At 57.8% G+C, this 17,357-nt stretch carries 16 protein-coding genes and 2 pseudogenes; 11 read left to right on the forward strand and 7 right to left on the reverse strand.

Annotation, left to right across the window (positions count from 1 at the left end):
* The first annotated feature begins 117 nt into the window (after positions 1–117).
* The 5 genes from VV088_RS14040 (at position 118) to VV088_RS14060 (ending at position 4,563) form a co-directional block, all read left to right on the forward strand.
* Positions 118–1,017, forward strand: a complete 900-nt coding sequence (locus VV088_RS14040; RefSeq protein WP_334601322.1) for a putative ABC transporter permease — start codon at positions 118–120, stop codon at positions 1,015–1,017.
* A 76-nt stretch (positions 1,018–1,093) separates the two neighbouring features.
* Positions 1,094–1,624 carry a DUF1836 domain-containing protein gene (locus VV088_RS14045; RefSeq protein ID WP_334601323.1) on the forward strand — a complete coding sequence of 177 codons (531 nt, stop codon included), beginning with the start codon at positions 1,094–1,096 and terminating at the stop codon, positions 1,622–1,624.
* Positions 1,625–1,639: 15 nt separating this feature from the next.
* A complete protein-coding gene (locus VV088_RS14050) occupies positions 1,640–2,512 on the forward strand; it encodes a DegV family protein (protein ID WP_334601324.1) in 873 nt (290 codons plus the stop codon).
* A 123-nt stretch (positions 2,513–2,635) separates the two neighbouring features.
* Positions 2,636–3,577, forward strand: a complete 942-nt coding sequence (prmA, locus tag VV088_RS14055) for a 50S ribosomal protein L11 methyltransferase (protein ID WP_334601325.1) — start codon at positions 2,636–2,638, stop codon at positions 3,575–3,577.
* Positions 3,574–4,563, forward strand: coding sequence for an NAD(P)-dependent oxidoreductase (locus VV088_RS14060; RefSeq protein WP_334601326.1), 990 nt, complete (start codon positions 3,574–3,576; stop codon positions 4,561–4,563). Before prmA ends, VV088_RS14060 begins: the two co-directional genes overlap by 4 nt.
* A gap of 219 nt (positions 4,564–4,782) precedes the next feature.
* Here the strand turns inward: VV088_RS14060 and VV088_RS14065 are convergent.
* The 4 genes and pseudogenes from VV088_RS14065 to VV088_RS14080 all read right to left on the reverse strand — a co-directional run.
* Positions 4,783–4,905, reverse strand: a pseudogene (locus VV088_RS14065) (alpha/beta-type small acid-soluble spore protein); the annotation flags it as partial.
* An 18-nt stretch (positions 4,906–4,923) separates the two neighbouring features.
* Positions 4,924–6,594 (reverse strand): recombinase family protein, encoded by a 1,671-nt coding sequence (locus VV088_RS14070; protein ID WP_334601327.1) that lies wholly within the window; start codon positions 6,592–6,594, stop codon positions 4,924–4,926.
* A 36-nt stretch (positions 6,595–6,630) separates the two neighbouring features.
* The gene (locus tag VV088_RS14075; protein ID WP_334601328.1) at positions 6,631–6,786 is read right to left on the reverse strand and encodes a hypothetical protein; all 156 of its coding nucleotides are present in this window, start codon (positions 6,784–6,786) and stop codon (positions 6,631–6,633) included.
* Positions 6,787–6,835: 49 nt separating this feature from the next.
* Positions 6,836–7,756 (reverse strand): tyrosine-type recombinase/integrase, encoded by a 921-nt coding sequence (locus VV088_RS14080; protein ID WP_334601329.1) that lies wholly within the window; start codon positions 7,754–7,756, stop codon positions 6,836–6,838.
* 298 nt (positions 7,757–8,054) lie between these two features.
* On the opposite strand from VV088_RS14080, the gene istA reads away from it, so the two are divergent.
* The 3 genes and pseudogenes from istA to istB all read left to right on the forward strand — a co-directional run bounded on the left by istA (position 8,055) and on the right by istB (position 10,180).
* Positions 8,055–8,666, forward strand: coding sequence for an IS21 family transposase (istA, locus tag VV088_RS14085; protein WP_334601330.1), 612 nt, complete (start codon positions 8,055–8,057; stop codon positions 8,664–8,666).
* 35 nt (positions 8,667–8,701) lie between these two features.
* Positions 8,702–9,334 carry a Mu transposase domain-containing protein gene (locus VV088_RS22805; RefSeq protein WP_442913160.1) on the forward strand — a complete coding sequence of 211 codons (633 nt, stop codon included), beginning with the start codon at positions 8,702–8,704 and terminating at the stop codon, positions 9,332–9,334.
* Positions 9,327–10,180 (forward strand): annotated as a pseudogene (istB, locus tag VV088_RS14095) (IS21-like element helper ATPase IstB). Before VV088_RS22805 ends, istB begins: the two are co-directional and overlap by 8 nt.
* Positions 10,181–10,493: 313 nt before the next feature.
* Here istB and VV088_RS14100 read toward each other — a convergent pair.
* Positions 10,494–11,378: a LysR family transcriptional regulator gene (locus VV088_RS14100; RefSeq protein ID WP_334601331.1), complete on the reverse strand. Its 885-nt coding sequence runs from the start codon at positions 11,376–11,378 to the stop codon at positions 10,494–10,496.
* A gap of 133 nt (positions 11,379–11,511) precedes the next feature.
* Between VV088_RS14100 and VV088_RS14105 the strand changes: the two genes are divergently transcribed.
* The 3 genes from VV088_RS14105 to VV088_RS14115 are packed head-to-tail and all read left to right on the forward strand — an operon-like array spanning position 11,512 to position 15,547.
* Entirely contained in the window at positions 11,512–12,489 is a 978-nt protein-coding gene (locus tag VV088_RS14105) for an alpha/beta hydrolase (protein ID WP_334602072.1), read from the forward strand.
* A 14-nt stretch (positions 12,490–12,503) separates the two neighbouring features.
* Positions 12,504–13,268 (forward strand): carboxymuconolactone decarboxylase family protein, encoded by a 765-nt coding sequence (locus tag VV088_RS14110; RefSeq protein WP_334601332.1) that lies wholly within the window; start codon positions 12,504–12,506, stop codon positions 13,266–13,268.
* The gene (locus VV088_RS14115) at positions 13,265–15,547 is read left to right on the forward strand and encodes a flavodoxin (RefSeq protein ID WP_334601333.1); all 2,283 of its coding nucleotides are present in this window, start codon (positions 13,265–13,267) and stop codon (positions 15,545–15,547) included. The genes VV088_RS14110 and VV088_RS14115 overlap by 4 nt, the downstream gene beginning before the upstream one ends.
* A 199-nt stretch (positions 15,548–15,746) precedes the next feature.
* Here the strand turns inward: VV088_RS14115 and VV088_RS14120 are convergent, their stop codons facing one another.
* Both VV088_RS14120 and VV088_RS14125 read right to left on the reverse strand, forming a co-directional pair.
* The gene (locus VV088_RS14120) at positions 15,747–16,370 is read right to left on the reverse strand and encodes a hypothetical protein (protein WP_334601334.1); all 624 of its coding nucleotides are present in this window, start codon (positions 16,368–16,370) and stop codon (positions 15,747–15,749) included.
* A 378-nt stretch (positions 16,371–16,748) separates the two neighbouring features.
* Positions 16,749–17,261, reverse strand: coding sequence for an O-acetyl-ADP-ribose deacetylase (locus tag VV088_RS14125; protein WP_334601335.1), 513 nt, complete (start codon positions 17,259–17,261; stop codon positions 16,749–16,751).
* Between the last annotated feature and the right edge of the window lie 96 nt (positions 17,262–17,357).

Here is a 17,357-nt window from a genome sequence, read left to right on the forward strand (position 1 = left end):
TTTGTTTAAGGATACATGGTCTCCGCTCCCTCTGTCAAGGCAAAATCCTGTTCCGGACTGGACAAGCTCCCCGGAAACGGATATAATATGGAAAGTTTTTGTGAAAGGGGCATGGCAATGCCGGCAATGCTGTACCGTTTCCTCTGGATCTTCTTTATCTACGCCTTTCTGGGCTGGTGCACCGAGGTGAGCTACGCCGCTCTGGTCACCGGGAAATTTGTCAACCGGGGCTTCCTCAACGGGCCCTGGTGTCCCGTCTACGGCTTCGGCGTGGTCATCGTGCTGGGCTGCCTCACCCCGCTGTCCGGACATCTGCCCGCCCTGTTTGCCGGGTCCGTCCTGCTCACCTCCCTTCTGGAGTGGCTCACCGGCTTTGCGCTGGAAAAGCTCTTTCACCAGCAGTGGTGGGATTACTCCGACCAGCCCTTCAATCTCAGCGGATACATCTGCCTGCGCTTCTCCATCGCCTGGGGCTTCGCCTGCGTGTTTGTGGTCCGGCTGCTCCACCCCACGGTGCTGGCCCTGATCCACCTGATCCCCCGCCTTGTGGGGATCGTGCTGCTGGGGCTACTGGGGGCGGTGATGGCGGTAGACCTGGCCGCCACCGTGGCCGCCATCATCCAGCTGAACCGCCGCCTGGCCCAGATCGACGAGCTGGCCGCCAGAATCAAGGAGGCCTCCAATGAGTTTGGCGAAAATCTGGCCGACAAGGTGCTGGACGCTGTGGAGCGCAGCGCCGGCTGGAAGGAGGAGCTGGAGGAGCTGTCCTTCAAGCTGTCGGAACGCCGTGCGGAGCTGGCCGACGAGCGGGAGGAATGGGAGCAGCGCCGGGAGGAGCGGCGGGAGCAGGCCCGCCTCCAGCTGGAGGAGTGGCACGCGTCTATGCAGGAGCTGCTGGATCAAAAGTCCTTCGGCCACCGCCGCCTGCTGAAGGCCTTCCCCCGCCTGCGGTCGCTCGACCACAGCCGCGCCCTGGAACGCCTCCACCGCCGGATCGAACATTTTCGAAATCGGTAACCGATCCGCTCTTTACAATGCCAGAAATTCTGTGATATAATGACTGACATTATATTCGAGGAGGAAGATCCCTTCAATGGACGAACTATACACACTGAAACAGCGCATGGAACAGGAGCGGCCCGTCCCGTGGGAGGATCTGCCCGATCTGGCGCTGTACATGGATCAGCTGATCTCCTACATGCCCCGGCAGCTGATCCGCTTTGACGGCGGCCCCGCCCTCACCTCCGCCATGGTGAACAACTATATCAAGGACGGCCTGGTCCCCCGGGCGGAGGGCAAGCGGTACGGCCCCATCCACCTGGGCTATCTCACCGCCGTGGTGGCCCTGAAGCAGGTGCTCACCGTCCGGGACATCGGCGCGCTGATGGAAGCCGGCCGCTCCCTGGAAAAGACTCCCTCGGAGCAGTACGCCTACTTCTGCAACGCCCTGGACCAGGCGCTCACCGATACCGCCCAGTCCATCGATCCGGAGGCGGGCCGGTCCGACCTGGCCCGGATCGCCCTGGATCTCGCGGTGCGCAGCTACGCCAACCAGCTGGCCTGCCAACGCATCCTCAGCATCCTTCAGCCCCATGAGGGCAAGCGCAAAAAAGAATCAGAGTAAAGGAGTGCTTCATCATTGTCCAGCTTTGTTATTCTCACCGATTCCTCTGCCGATCTGTCCGCCAGTATGGTTCAGCAACTGGATGTTCAGGTACTGCCACTGAGCTTTGTCCTGGACGGACACACCTACCATGATCACCCCGACAACCGGGACATGGACCCCCGCCTCTTTTATGAGCGCCTGCGCAACGGGGATATGGCCACTACCAGCGCCGTCAACGTGGCCCAGTACACCGAGGCTTTGGAACCCCTGCTCCAGGCCGGGCAGGATGTACTGATCCTGGCCTTCTCCTCCGGCCTGTCCACCACCTACAACTCCTCCCTCATCGCCGTGGAGGAACTGCAGGCCAAATATCCGGACCGGAAGCTGTTCACCGTGGACACCCTGTGCGCCTCTCTGGGCCAGGGCCTGTTGGTGTGGTACGCCGCCCAGGCCCGGGCCAGGGGCGGCTCCATCGAGGAGGTCCGGGACTGGATCGAGGAACACAAACTGAACCTGTGCCACCAGTTCACGGTGGACGACCTCTACTTCCTCAAGCGGGGCGGGCGCATCTCCTCCGCCACCGCCCTGGTGGGCTCCATGCTGCATATCAAGCCCGTCCTCCATGTGGACAACGAGGGACACCTGATCAACACCGGCAAGGTCAGAGGGCGGCAGGCCGCCTTGAAGGCCCTGGTGGACCGGATGGAGCACACTGCCATCGACTCCGGCAGCCTCACCGTCTTCATCAGTCACGGCGACTGCCTGGAGGACGCTCAGACAGTGGCGGACATGGTAAAAAAACGCTTCGGGGTCCAGGAGGTCTATATCAACTACGTGGGACCAGTCATCGGCGCGCACTCCGGACCGGGCACGCTGGCGTTGTTCTACATGGGAACGGACCGGTAAGCCATGTCCGGCGGTTGGAAATTCATGTCGGAGGACGCGGAGCGGGTTTTGTTCTGCTGGAACGGCCTGCCCCGCGACGCATGGTTTCAGGACTGGCCGGGAAAATAGATTGGAGGTGCAGCAATGGATGAGATCAAATGGCTGGAGGCGGCCGTCAACACCACCCCGGACCAGCTGGACCGGGTGTGCGCCCAGCTGGCCGCCGCCGGGATGGACAGCGTGGTTATTGAGGATGAACAGGAGTTCCTCACCTTTTTGGAGCAAAACCGGCAGTACTGGGACTACGTGGACCAGGAGCTGCTGGACCGGATGAAGGGCGTTACCCGGGTGAAGTTTTACGTCACCGATGACGGGGAGGGCCGGAAGCAGCTGGAGCAATACACCCGGAGCCTGGAGGCGGAGTACACCGTCACCCCCCTCACCGACAACGACTGGGCCTACAGCTGGCAGAAGTATTACAAGCCTCTGGAAATCGGGGCGCGGCTCTATGTGGTCCCGGAGTGGCTGCGGAAGGAGCCCGTCCCGGCAGGGCGGGTGCCCTTCTACCTCAACCCCGGCCTCACCTTCGGCACCGGCTCCCACGCCTCCACCCAGCTGTGCCTGGAGGGGGTGGAGGAGCACACTCTCCCCGGCCGGGACGTGCTGGACCTGGGCTGCGGCAGCGGGATTTTATCCATCGCCGCCCTGTGTCTGGGGGCCAAATCCGCCGTGGCCGTGGACATCGACCCCAAGGCGGTGGATGTGGCTTATGAAAACGCCGCCCTCAACGGCATTGGCAGGGACCGGTACACCGTCCAGGCGGGGAACGTGCTGTCCGACACCGCGCTGGCGGCGGAGCTGGCGCAGAACAAGTACCATCTGGTGCTGGCCAACATCGTGGCCGATGTAATCATCCCCCTGGCCCCCCAGGTCCCCGGCCTGCTGGCGGAGGACGGGGTATTTCTCTGCTCCGGCATCATCGACACCCGCACCCATGAGGTGGAGGCGGCCCTGAAGCAGGCGGGGCTCACCCTCATCAGAAAGCGGGAGAAAAACGGCTGGGCGGCATTGGAGGCGACCCTATGAAGCTGCTGATTTTCGGGCCCAAGGCCCGCTATGACCTGTACCTCCCGGAATTCGTCCAACAAATACCTGTGGAGACGATATTTGCCAGCGCCCCTGCCCCCTCCCTTCAGGCGGCGGCGGACAACCCGGACACGGAAGTGATCTTTGCCGACGCCATCACTCCGATCAGCCGGGAGATGATGGACCTTCTGCCCAATCTGAGGATGATCCACTCGGAGGGGGTGGCCTTCAACGCCATCGACATTGAGGCCGCCCGGGAGCGGGGCGTCTTCGTGTGCAACAACAAGGGCTGCAACGCCGTCTCGGTGGCGGAGCATGCGGTAATGCTCATGCTGATGGCCCTGCGCTGCGGGGTAACCGGACACCGGGCTGTTTTGGCCGGACAACAGATCCAGTTCAAGGAGCAGTTCATGGTATCCAGCTCCCCAGAGCTGGGAGAGCAGACGGTCGGCCTCGTCGGGCTGGGGGACATCGGCGCCGCCGCCGCCCGGCTGCTGCGCCCATTTGGCTGTCAGCTGTACTACTACACTGCCCACCGCCGTCCGCTCGAGACCGAGCAGGAGCTGGGCGTTACTTATCTCCCCTTGGAGGAGCTCGCCGCACGGTGCAGCATCCTCTCCCTCCACTGCGCCGTCAACCGCCAGACCACCCACATGGTCAATGCGGAGCTGCTTGCCCATGTCAGGCCGGGGACCATCCTGGTGAACACCGCGCGGGGACAGCTGGTGGACAACCTGGCGGTCCGTCAGGCCCTTATCGATGGCCGGCTGGGCGGCATCGCCATCGACACCTTCGACCCCGAACCCACCCCAGCCAACCACCCCCTGGTGGACCTGCCCGCTGGGGTCGCAGAACGGGCGGTCTTCTCCCCTCATCTGGGCGGCATCACCGGCGGCTCCTTCCGCCGGGCCCACCAGAATATGTGGAATTCCGTGAAGCTGATCCTGGAAGGTCAGCGGCCTAATTTTATTGTAAATGGATTATAACCCCGGAACGCCGCCCACTGGGCGGCGTTTTTTCACCCCATCGGAGCAAACGCTGACGGGCCCGATCCGCAAATCAAAAGGCCGGACGCCGCCTCGGAGAAAACTGTCTCTGGAACCGGAGTGCCCGGTCCCCACTGACAGCGCTCTCTGATCTGCGTGCGTCCGGCCTGTTATGCGCCTACTTCATCAGGCTGCGGCCATACGTCTGAATGGACCCAGTTACTTCAGGCCGTTCTCGTAGGACTCGATCATCTTCTTGACCATCTGGCCGCCCACAGAACCAGCCTGCTTGCTGGTCAGGTCGCCGTTGTAGCCCTGCTTCAGGTTGACGCCCACCTCCCTTGGTGTGCCTCCTCCATCTTAAGCAGGCTTCTCTTCAGAACATTTTTCGCCATTTTCAGCCAATTCCCCGATGAATTTGTAGAAAATCCGCACACTCTGCCGATAGGGCTGGTTGGCCCGGGCCGGGACCTTGTGTCCGCCGTTTTCGTACACCTTGGGACCGATCTCAATGCGCTCCACAAAGGTCAGCAGGGTATCCCGGTCCAGCTGCTCCAGGTGGGTGTACTGCTTGGCCAGCTCAAAAAAGCGGGTGTAATTGTCCACCGCTTCCTGGACGGCATCGGGGGCGCTCAGCTCCTCCAGCGCGGCTTTCAGACCGGCGGACTCCTTCTCTAGGTCACATACCATACGCTCCAGCCGGTCGTCATCCAGCTTGCCCATCGCGTTGTCGGTGTACAGCTTGGTAACGATCTTGTCGATGGTAGCAAGTCGCGCCTCTGCCCGCTCCTTTTGCAGCTGCCGGGCCTTGAGATTCTCCTCGCTGCCCATCCGCCTGACCGCCTCCTGAACCAACTCCTCCACTTCCTCATCGCTGAGAGCCAGCAGGCTGTTCAGGTCTCGCCGCACCAGTTCCACCAGGTCGGCGTAGCGGATGCGCACCCCTTGGCAGGGTTCGGCGATGTCCTGCCGCTGGTGGGTACAGGAGAGATACCAGTACTTTTCCCGCTCCCCTTTGTACACCGTGCCGCAGGAGCACAAGGCGTGTCCGCATTTGGCGCACACCGCCACGCCGCCGAAGATGCTCTTTCGTACATGGTCGTAGGCCCGGTAGTCCCGGCTGCCCCGGCCCAGATTTTCCTGGGCACGCTGGAATAGGGCATTGTCCACCAGCGGCGGGTGGGTGTCCTCGGTCACCGCCCACTTGTCCCTCGGGACGGCTGCTTTTTTCTTGGACTTAACGCTGACCTTTTTGCTCCGGCCCAGCAGGGTGTGACCCAAGTACACTGGGTTTTTCAGGATACGCTTCACCGTGGTGTAGTTCCAGGTATCCGACGCATGGGACGCGCCCTCCTCGCTGAACTCGTCCCGGTACAGCACTCGGTATTTCAGCGGCGGGATGATGCCGTCGGCGTTCAGGTCCAGGGCGATTTTCCGGGAAGAATCCCCCGCCGCCGCCCGCTGGAAGATGCGCTCCACCACCGGGGCAGTGGCCTCATCGGGGGTCAGGCGGTACCGGTTCTCCCGGTCCTTCCGGTAGCCGTAGGGTGGACAGGCGCAGTACTGGCCGCTCTCCCGCTTGCTTCTCAACACATCCTTGACCTTGCGGGAGCCATCCCGGAGGTAGACCTCATTCATGGCAAAGAGGAACGGGGCCATAATGTTGTCGTGCTCCGTGTCGAAGTTGTCCGCGATGGCGAGGAACTGGATGCCGTGCTCCGGGAAAAACTGCTCGGCGTAGTAGCTGGCCTCCCGCATATCGCGGCCCAGCCGGCTGAGGTCCTTGGTGATGACCAGGTTGGCCTTGCCCTGCTCCAGCTGCTTGAGCATCTCCTTGAAGCCGGGGCGGTTGAAGTTGCCGCCGGAGTAGCCGTCGTCCACAAATTCCCGGACGAGAGTAATGCCGTTTTGCCTGCAATAGTTCTCAACGATCATGCGCTGATTGGTGATACTGGACGATTCCCCGCCCTGGGCCTCCTCGTTGGACAGCCGCAGGTAGGCAAAGCCCAGTGTGAATCTGCCGGTTTTCATGCTCGCCTCCTCCGATGAACCGGCCCACTGGGTTGATTATACCCCATGGCGCTCGACCCCGTCAACGGACCGGGCAGCTGGAATATTTTGGGCTATCCGCTCCGCCATTAGCTCGGAGAGCGGGCGTGTCCCCTGAAAGACCCGCCGCAGCTCGTAGGTGACCTGGCCCATGGTGATAGTCTGCTGTTCCATTACATCGCCTCCAGGGCTAGTTTGCACTGGAATTCGGCGGTTTATCCCACTATTTCCCATCGGCACCGTCCTTTGGAATGGAGGCCAGGTAGCCCCGGGGCACATCGGGCCGCTCATGGCCCAGGAGTTGGGAAACCCGTAGGCTGGCGCTGAGGGGACTTAGGCCGCCGTCAATCAACTCCTGATAGGTCCGGGCGGCATAGCTGTGGCGCAGGCCGTGGTGGGTCATGGGACGGATGGAGTCCTCGTCCTGAATTTGGGGCCTCACTTTATAGATGTACTGCTGGAGCCGGGCGATGGCAATGTCGGTGGACACACCGTCAGGGACGAACAGCTTATGTCCCCGGGGCGTGACAGACAGCAGCTTTTTCAATTCGATGGAAATACTCTCGTTGATGGGTGCGGTGCGAACCTTGCCGCCCTTGCCCTTGATGGTGATGGCGTTTTCCCGGAGTGCCTGCTCCGCGGTGGCCGTGTCAATGCGGAAACACTCATGGATACGCAGTCCAGCGTACCATGTCAGGCAGGCGATGGCGGCAAAGTCTTCATGGCCGTCCACCATACAGGTCGCCAGAAACCGGTGGAACTCCCGGACACTCCAGGTGCAGTCCACACCACCAAAGCGGCGGCGCTCCAATTCCACCGCCAGCTCGTCATTAGAGGGCAGGCGATATTTCGCCCGCTCCATCTTGTCGTTGAAAAAGCGGATCGCCGCCAGATCGGTTTTAATAGTGGAGGCGGATTTTTCCCGCTCCTGCATATAGAGAACGTAAGCGGTCAGATGCTTGCCGTTGATGTTCGCCAGCTTTTGCAGCCGGTATTCCTCGGACAGAAACCTACAGAACCGCTGCATGGCCTCGTAGTACCGCTCCTTGGTGCGGAAACTGCCCTGGCGGTTGTGCCGGGCGGTCTTGTCCAGTTGAGCGATGAGGGTTTGGTAAATACCGGGATTTTTCGTTTTTATTGTCATAGCATTGCTCCTTATTTTTACAGATAATGGTCAAATGGGCATAGTCTGCCTAGTGGCATAGGCAGCTGTTTCTGCCCGATTTCTGATAAAACAGACCGTTTTCTATGTTGTCACTGCCGCTGAACGCCTTGAAATTGCGGGACTCTGAGGACAATGAACAGCGTGTAGAGAACGTGTCAGTGCCAATGATAAAATGAAAGAAAACGCCGAGGAAAAAATGTAGTTTTGTGGCGGAGAGGAGGGAAAAAAGATAGACTCCCAATCAGGGCGAAAAAGAGCCCGGAAAGGGAGTCAGGAAATGAAAGGAGCACAGTGGATGGATATCCGAAGCGACAGACAAAAAGGGCTGAGCTATGTGGAGCTGGGCCGGAAGTACCACATGGACCCGCGAACAGCAAAGCGGTACGCGGAATCGCCGCAGAAGCCGGAGTACACATTAAGCGAACCGAAGCCCACGAAGATGGACCCGTACAAGCAGATCGTGGACGAGTGGCTGGAAGAGGCGCCGTATTCAGCGCTGCGGATCCTGGAGAAGCTGCGGGAGATGGGATTCAACGGAGGTTACAGTATTGTCAAGGCGTATGTGAGCAGCCGGAAGATGGACTTGAATGAGAAAGCAACGGTGCGGTTTGAGACGATGCCCGGAAAGCAAGGGCAGATGGACTGGGGATTCTTCGAGGATCACCTGGTGTACGAGGACGGGAAGTGGAAGAAGCTGTACTGTTTTCTGATAATCCTGGGGTATTCGAGGATGCGGTATATAGAATTTGTCACGGATATGAGCACAAATACGTTGATACGGTGCCATCAGAACGCGTTTCGGTATTTCGGAGGCTACCCGGAGGAGATTCTGTATGATAACATGTCCCCGCAAGGGGGATGCGATGGCTCTAAGCGGCAAAGCCGCTAAGAGCCATCCAAAAGCAGGTAGTCATCAAGCGGCTTTTGAAGCAGGAGGACTCCACGCTAAACCGGCAGTTTGAGGACTTCGCGGGATTCTATGGGTTCAAGCCCATTCTGTGCCGGCCATATCGGGGTCAGACGAAGGGGAAAGTAGAGCGGACGGTGCAGTTTGTCAGAGATAATTTTATGGTGGGGATCCAGTACAACAGCCTGGCGGACTTGAACGGACAGGCTCTGGCCTGGTGCAATAAGGTCAATGGGAAAGTCCACGCCACCACCAACGAAATTCCCTTTGAGAGGTTGAAAAAAGAGGGGCTGAGCCCTCTCTCCCGCGAGTACATTATCGACAAAATCAACCTGAGGCGAGTACAAAAAGACTGCCTCATCTCCTACGCCGGCAATCAGTACTCCGTGCCAGCGGAGTATATCGGCAAAGATGTGGCAGTCGTGGCCCTCGACAGTATGCTGGCTGCGTATTACGAGGGAAAGCAGATCGCTCTGCACCGAATATCGTATCAGAGAAAGGACATGGTTGTCAATCCTCAGCACTATAGAAGGCTTACGCTGAAACAGACAATAGATGCGGAAAATGTTCTGCTGGAACAGGGCAAAGTGATAGATTTCCCCTTGAAGCCCTCCGATTTATCCAGATATGACGAGGTGCTGTATGACTGAATTTACCATGGACAGGCTGAGGGAAAACCTGGAAAGCCTTAAGATGAAAAACACCCTGGAGATTCTGGACAACTACCTGGAACGGGCGGTGGCGGACAAGCTCAACATTGTGGAGGTTTTGGATCACATTTTCTCAGAAGAAGCCAAATCCAAGCGGAGACGGGCCTATGAGAAGCAGATCCACTGGATAGCTCTTAGCGGCTTTGCCGCTTAGAGCTATCGCGTCCCCCTTGCGGGGAGATGTCCGGCTTCCCCATTAAGAAGACCCTGGACGACTTCGATTTCTCTTTCCAGCCCTCCATCGATAAACGCCAGATCGACGAACTGGCCACCATGCGCTTCCTGGAAAACGGGGAGAATGTGGTCTTCCTTGGCCCGCCCGGCGTGGGCAAGACCCATCTGGCCTCCGCTTTGGGCCTGGTGGCGGCACAGCACCGTTTCTCCACCTACTACATCAACTGCCACCAGCTCATTGAGCAGCTGAAAAAGGCTCATTTTGAGAACCGTCTGCCGGACAAGCTCAAGGTTCTCGCCAAGTACAGGATGCTTATCATCGACGAGATCGGCTACCTCCCCATGGACATCCAGGGCGCAAACCTGTTCTTCCAGTTGATTGCCAGGCGATATGAGAAGACGTCCACCGTCTTTACCTCCAACAAGACCTTCTCCCAGTGGAACGAGGTCTTTGCCGACGTCACCATCGCCTCCGCCATCCTGGACCGTGTCCTGCATCACTGCACCGTTATCAACATCAAGGGTGAGTCTTACCGCCTGAAGGAACGCAAGGAATTTATGCGCCAGAAACAGCAAATCGTGAACACTCTTTTTGAACAAGGAAACGCTTAGTTTTGTTACCCCCCCCCTCCGCCGAAAAACTACAAAATTTCTTCGGCGTTTTCTTACAATTTCAAATCGGCGTTGACACACAAAAACCCATCATCATCGTTGTCTACAACAGAGAAGACCCACCGGAAAACATCAATCGGTTGGATGGGGCCGAACCGCTGGGCTAGGAGTCAAAAAAACAATTCCACCACATTTTCTTGTATCCACGATGACGGTCCAATCCTATCTAATGAAGGAAGTGGCTCAGATCTGCCCAGCAGTTTAAACCTTCCTGGTTTGGAGTTTGTATGGGCTACCATGAGCTTCCCTCAATTTACTCTAAAGCAGAGTAGTGCTCCTTCATCTCATTCAGCAGCACCTCTGCCGCCGGGGAAAACACCGCATACTTTTTCCAGGCCAAAAACAGTTTGGAATGAAGGGTCGGCGTCAGGGGCCGGAAGCACAGGGGACTGTCCGGGCCGGTGTCCGTCAGCTTGCCAAAGGAGAGCAGGCAGCCCAAGCCCTCCCGAGCCAAAACTCCGCCGTTGTAAGCCAGATTGCAGGTCGCCACGATGTTGAGCCTGTCTACTTTCTCCTGGAACCAGTCTGAAAGCTCCTTTTGCAGACCTTGCCGCGGACAGATCAACGGAACATCCAGCAGGTCCTCCGGCACAACTGCCTCCCGTTCCGCCAGCGGGTGGTCCTTCCGCAGAATGATGCCCCAGGTGTCCGCACCGGGCAGGGGGAGGTAATTGTATTTGGACAGGTCGTTGGATTCCACCAGCACAGCAAAGTCGAGCAGGCCTTGCTCCAAACGCTCCGCCAGATCGCTCCGATCTCCGCTGTACAGATGTACCCGGATACGGGGGTACTGCGCCTGCACCGCCTTGATCCGCCGGGCCAGGTGTTTGATGCCGTCCGATTCCGCACAGCCGATGTGGATATCCCCGCCGGAAATCTCACCCATAGCCTTGAATTCCTCCGCCGTTTTGTCTACCATGTCCAGGATGTCCTCCGCCCTCCGGCGCAGCAGCATCCCCTCGTCCGTCAGCCGGACGCTGAAGCTGCTTCGAACAAAGAGCTTCTTACCCAGCTCCGCCTCCAGATCCTTGAGCTGCTTGGACAGGGTGGGCTGAGATATATGGAGCCGTTCCGCAGCGTGGGTAACGCTGCCCTCCCGGGCCACCTCCAGAAAATAGCGTAGTACCCGAATTTCCATGATCGACACCTCCGGCTACAGTATAACAAACCATGTTATTCTGTGTAAGAATAATATGATATAGAAAACAAGTATTTGCTATCTCGTTTCGTTATGCTTTATCATAGGAGCAAACAGTTTTAAGGAGGAACCTATCATGGAAGAGAAACTGACATTGACCCAGGAATGGGATAAGACCTTCCCCAAGAGCGAGAACGTTGACCACAGCAAGGTGACCTTCCACAACCGCTATGGCATCACCCTGGCTGCCGACCTCTACGTCCCCAAGGGCGCGTCCAGCAAACTGCCCGCCATCGCTGTCTGCGGACCCTTCGGCGCGGTGAAGGAACAGTCCGCCGGCCTGTATGCCCAGACCATGGCGGAGCGGGGCTTCCTCACCCTCGCGTTCGATCCCTCCTTCACCGGTGAGAGTGGAGGCGCTCCCCGGTATATGGCCTCTCCCGACATCAACACCGAGGACTTCCAGGCGGCGGTGGACTATCTCTCTCTGCGGGACGATGTGGACCCGGAGAAGATCGGCATCATCGGCATCTGCGGCTGGGGTGGTCTGGCATTGAATGTGGCGGCCCTGGACACCCGCATCAAGGCTTCCGTGGCCTCCACCATGTATGACATGAGCCGGGTGAACTCCAACGGCTACTTTGATGGGGAGGACAGCGAGGAGGCCCGCTATGCCAAACGCAAGGCTTTGAACGCTCAGAGGCTGGTTGACTACAAGAGCGGCGAGTACGCCCTGGGCGGCGGCGTGGCCGACCCCATGCCGGAGGACGCTCCCTTCTACTTCAAGGACTATCACGATTACTACAAGACCCCGCGGGGTTATCACCCCAGGTCCCTCAATTCCAACGGCGGCTGGAATGTCACCGGCTGTATGTCCTTCCTCAACCAACCCATCCTGGCCTATGCGGGGGAGATTCGCTCCGCCGTTCTGGTGATGCACGGGGACAAGGCCCACTCCTGCTACTTCGGAAAGGACGCTTTTGCCAGGCTGAAGGGGGACAACAAGGAACTGCTGCTCATCCCCGGTGCTGTCCACACCGACCTCTACGACCGGACGGATATTATCCCCTTCGACAAGCTGGTTGAGTTCTTCCAAAAAAATCTGAAATAAAAGGAGGTCCCGGCATGGTAAAACAGACTGCGGGCAGGGATGCCCTGAATGATTTTGCTCCCAAGTTTGCGGAGCTGAACGATGATGTGCTGTTTGGCGAGGTCTGGTCGAGGGAGGATAAGCTGTCGCTGAAAACACGCTCCATCGTGACCATCACCGCCCTCATCAGCAAGGGGATCGTGGACAGCTCCCTGACCTATCACCTCTCCACCGCCCGGGAGAACGGCGTGACCCGCACCGAGATGGCGGAAATCCTGACCCATCTGGCCTTCTACGCCGGATGGCCCAACGCCTGGGCCGCATTCCGTATGGCAAAGGAGGTCTATGCCGGGGACGGCGAACAGGAACAGCACGGCGGCTTCTTTGGGCAGGGTGAACCGAATACAGCCTTCGCGCAGTATTTCACTGGCGGCAGTTACCTCAAGCCCCTGACTGATCCCCAAAAGACGGTGTTCATCGCCAACGTCACCTTTGAGCCGCGTTGCCGCAACAACTGGCACATCCACCACGCCCAAAGCGGTGGCGGGCAGCTCCTGATCTGCGTGGACGGCGAGGGCTGGTATCAGGAGGATGGGAAACCTGCCCAAAGCCTAAAACCCGGCGATGTGGTCACAATTCCAGCTGGTGTGAAGCATTGGCATGGGGCCAAGGCAGACTGCTGGTTCAGCCATCTGGCGGTGGAGTGTCCGGGTGAGGACACATCCAATGAGTGGCTGGAGCCGGTAACAGATGACATCTATGATGGGCTGTCTTTGCGCAGAAAGGAAGAACCAAAATGAAAAACAGATTTCTTTCCCTTTCTATGGCAGTCTGCATGATTTGCCTTCTCATATTGACCTCCTGCTCTGCGGCGGAGGTCCCCGCTGACAATGGCGGAACGAACTTGGATAGCACAGCGCTCACATCTGCGGCTCAGCCTGTGGAAGCGTTTACCGATGTGCCCTCTGACGCCTGGTACGCCGAGGCCGTTCAATACTGCCAGGGGAAGGGCTTGATGGCCGGCACTTCCAACACCACCTTTGCCCCGGAGGCCACCCTGACCCGCGCCATGTTGGTCACGATTCTGTGGCGGCAGGCGGAAAAGCCGGTGGTGAATTACCTCATGCAGTTTTCCGACGTCCCTGAGGGCCAGTGGTACAGCGAGGCCGTCCGCTGGGCAGCCAGCGAAACGCTGGTGGCCGGCTATGGCGATGGCCGCTTTGGTACCAATGATCCCATTACCCAGGAGCAGCTGGATTTGATTTTTCAGCGATATACAGATCAGCCTGTCACTGACGGTATTCCCGGCTTTGACGGCAGCTCCAGGCACACTACACGGGCCCAAGCCGCGACGGCGGTGATGAACTATGCCCAGCTTTCCCGGCGGGGTACGGGGAAGGTGCTGGTGGCCTATTTCTCCGCTACCGGAAATACCCGTCCGGTGGCGGAAAAAGTGGCGGAGGTGACAGGCGGCGACCTCTTTGAAATCGTCCCCGCCCAGCCCTACACCGCCGCCGACCTGAACTACAACACCGAATGCCGGGCCAACGCCGAGCAGAACGACCCCGGCGCCCGGCCCGCCATCGCCAGCACCGTGGAGAATATGGAGCAGTATGATGCGGTGTTCATCGGCTACCCCATCTGGTGGGGCCGCGCCCCCAAGATCATCCATACCTTTCTGGAGACCTATAACCTGAGCGGCAAGACCGTCGCCGCCTTCTGCACCTCCGGGGGCAGCCCTCACGAGGACGCCACCCTCCGGGGCTATGAGCCGGACGCCGTTTGGCTGGAGGGCCGGCGGTTCTCGGGCGCCTCTCAGGTGGAGGACTGGGTCAATGGATTGGATTTACCCAAAGCTGCGGAGGAGGAAAACAAGATGTACCTTCAAATCGGCAATACGGTCTGGACTGCGACCCTGGAGGACAATCCCTCGGCCACAGCGTGGAAGGGGCTGTTGGCCAAAGGACCGCTGACCGTGGATATGAGCGATTATGGCGGGTTTGAGAAGGTAGGCAGTATCGGCACGGCTCTTGCCCAAACCAACCGGCAAATTACCACCAGGCCAGGGGATATCATCCTCTATCAGGGCAGCAGCGTCACCATCTACTATGATCAAAACACCTGGAATTTTACCCTTCTGGGGCACATCGACGGCGTTACAGAAGCTGAGCTTCGTCAAGTGCTGCAAGCCGGCGGAGGCAATGTCTCCGTTACTTTTTCGCTGGAGCGGCCAGGGGACAGCGGAGCCGGAGTGTTCAATTTTGAAGCCAGAAGCGTTACCCTCAACAGCGGCTATACCATGCCCATCAACGGCCTGGGGACCTACAGCCTCCGCGGAGCGACCTGTGTCCATTCGGTAAAGTCCGCTCTGCAAAGCGGGGTCCGGCTGATTGATACTGCCTCCGCCTATGGCAACGAGGAAGAAGTAGGCCGAGCCATCCGGGAGGCCATTGACGAGGGCGTCATAAAACGGGAAGATGTGTTCATCATCACGAAGATCTACCCCGGCAGCGAAATGGCAGACCCGGAGCAGTCCATCCAGGCGTGTCTGGACCGGCTGGACATTGACTATGTGGATATGATGCTCCTGCACCACCCGGACCGGAACGATGTGAAAGCGTACAGGGCAATGGAAAAATTTGTGGAGGACGGAACAATCCGTTCCCTGGGTCTGTCCAACTGGTATGTAGAGGAGTTGGAATCTTTCTTGCCCCAGGTGACAATCACCCCGGCCCTGGTTCAGAACGAGATCCACCCCTACTATCAGGAGAATGATGTGATCCCCTATATCCAGAACCTTGGGATCGTGGTCCAGGGTTGGTATCCCCTGGGGGGCCGGGGCCATAGGTTGGAGCTGCTGGGGGACGAGGTGATCTCCGGAATCGCCAAGGCCCACGGGGTCTCCTCCGCCCAGGTGATCCTTCGCTGGAATCTGCAAAAGGGCGTGGCAGTCATCCCCGGCTCCAGCAACCCCGACCATATCAAGGAGAACGCCGAATTGTACGGCTTCGAGCTGACCAATGGGGAAATGGCGCAGATCAACGCCCTTGACCGGAACGAAAAGCACGATTGGTATTAAAATGAACCTCCCTATATACTGCTCCAGGCTGTGTATAGGGAGGTTTTTTATTTGCTCAAAAATTCATCCTGAAAGAATCAAATTTACCCTTGACAAAAGTTCTCGGTTCGACATTTGTATCGGATTCCATGGGCTTTTCTCCTTAAAAAGATGGGTTGTGAATCCCAGAAGGGCCTGATTCTGGAGGCCTGGGACTATATCAAATCTCCAGCCCAAACTCCTTTGCCAAAGAAGCCAGTTTTGCCTTATCAGAGGTAGCAGCAATCAATTCGTCAAGTCGGCCAAGAGGCGCCAGCAGCTGCATAAGTTTCCCATAGAAAGAATCCCGTTCGGCTTTCCCTTCAGCCTGCCCAGCAGCAAATCCTCGTTGTTCCACTTTGTCAAGAACTTCGCACATGGAAATACCTCCTTCTTCTTCACTGCGTAATAAATCGCTGTTGTTTACAACATGGATGAATCTGTCGTCCCTTGTCAGGGCCGCCATCAGCTTCAACACTTCGTCCACATGGGTCAGTTTTTCGGGGGATGGGATGTAGTCTCCACTGATCCGGCTTTGAACAAAGTAGTCGGTCACAATTCGAAAGTCACTTTTGAATCGCTTGACCTGCTCCGGGGTGAGATATGCGATATCGATGATGTTGAGCCTGTAGTCGTTAACGAACGGCTTCAGTTCATCCGGGACATCGACTCCAAAGCACTCAAACAACGTTGTTGGTCCATCCCATGGTTTCTTCCTAAAGTGCAGCACCAGAGTGATTGCCGGATAGGCGGGGAAGGGGATAATATTGGAATCCCTATTCCGCTTTGCCGACTCATGCTGCAAAACCTGCTCCTTATAGGATGCCCCATCATAGCTAAACACCACAGGGGCATATCTTGGTCAACATCTGTTTGATTCGCTGTCCCATAGAGAGCCAGCCGAATACAACCATTCTTCCAGAATTTTGCTACATCCCGCTCCTGCTCATGGATGGCGCCGCCCGCCTTGAACTGCGATTGTGGCATTGCCGGCTCCAATTCATCTTCCTTCCACCCTCTTATTATATCACGATAGAGGAAATTTGGGAAGAGCTGTGCCAAAAGGCAATTATTCCAGAATACATCAACCAGTAGGGATGGACTGAACACCCATCAAGACGATCAAAAAACATCTCCACCACATTTCTTTGTATCCACGAATAAGTCTGCCCTTTCGGTGCGGTTAGGCCAACCCTTCTATGGCATCTTGGCACAGCTTGTAAATCCTTTGATTAAAGCAGGACATGATTACAGCGATTGGATAATCCTGATTTTCAACCAGCCAAGCGCTCACCGTCCTTATGGCTATAGGTTCAGCCTCCTCCAACGGGTAGCCATATACTCCGGTGGAGATGGCGGGGAAGGCAATGCTGTGGATACCATACTTCTTGGCTAACTCCAGGCTGTTTCGATAGCAGCTTGCCAGCAGCTCCGCATCGCGGGGCCTTCCTGCATAGACCGGCCCCACCGTATGGATGACATATTTGGCTTTCAAGTGATACCCCCTGGTGATTTTGGCCTCCCCAGTCTCACAGCCGTGCAATGTCCGGCACTCCGCCAGTAACTCCGGGCCGGCAGCACGATGAATAGCGCCGTCTACCCCACCGCCGCCCAGCAGGCTCTTATTGGCCGCATTGACGATGCACTCTACATCCAGCTTGGTGATATCCCCCAGGTCAATAGTTATTTGCTTCATGTGGCTCTCCTCCTGTTTATCTATGAGCAGAGTATATTCCAGAAACAGCCCAATTTCAAGAACAATACTTGCAATTTTAGCTGTCTTGTGCTATAC

It is taken from the genome of Lawsonibacter sp. JLR.KK007 (assembly GCF_036941135.1).
Classification (GTDB): domain Bacteria; phylum Bacillota; class Clostridia; order Oscillospirales; family Oscillospiraceae; genus Lawsonibacter.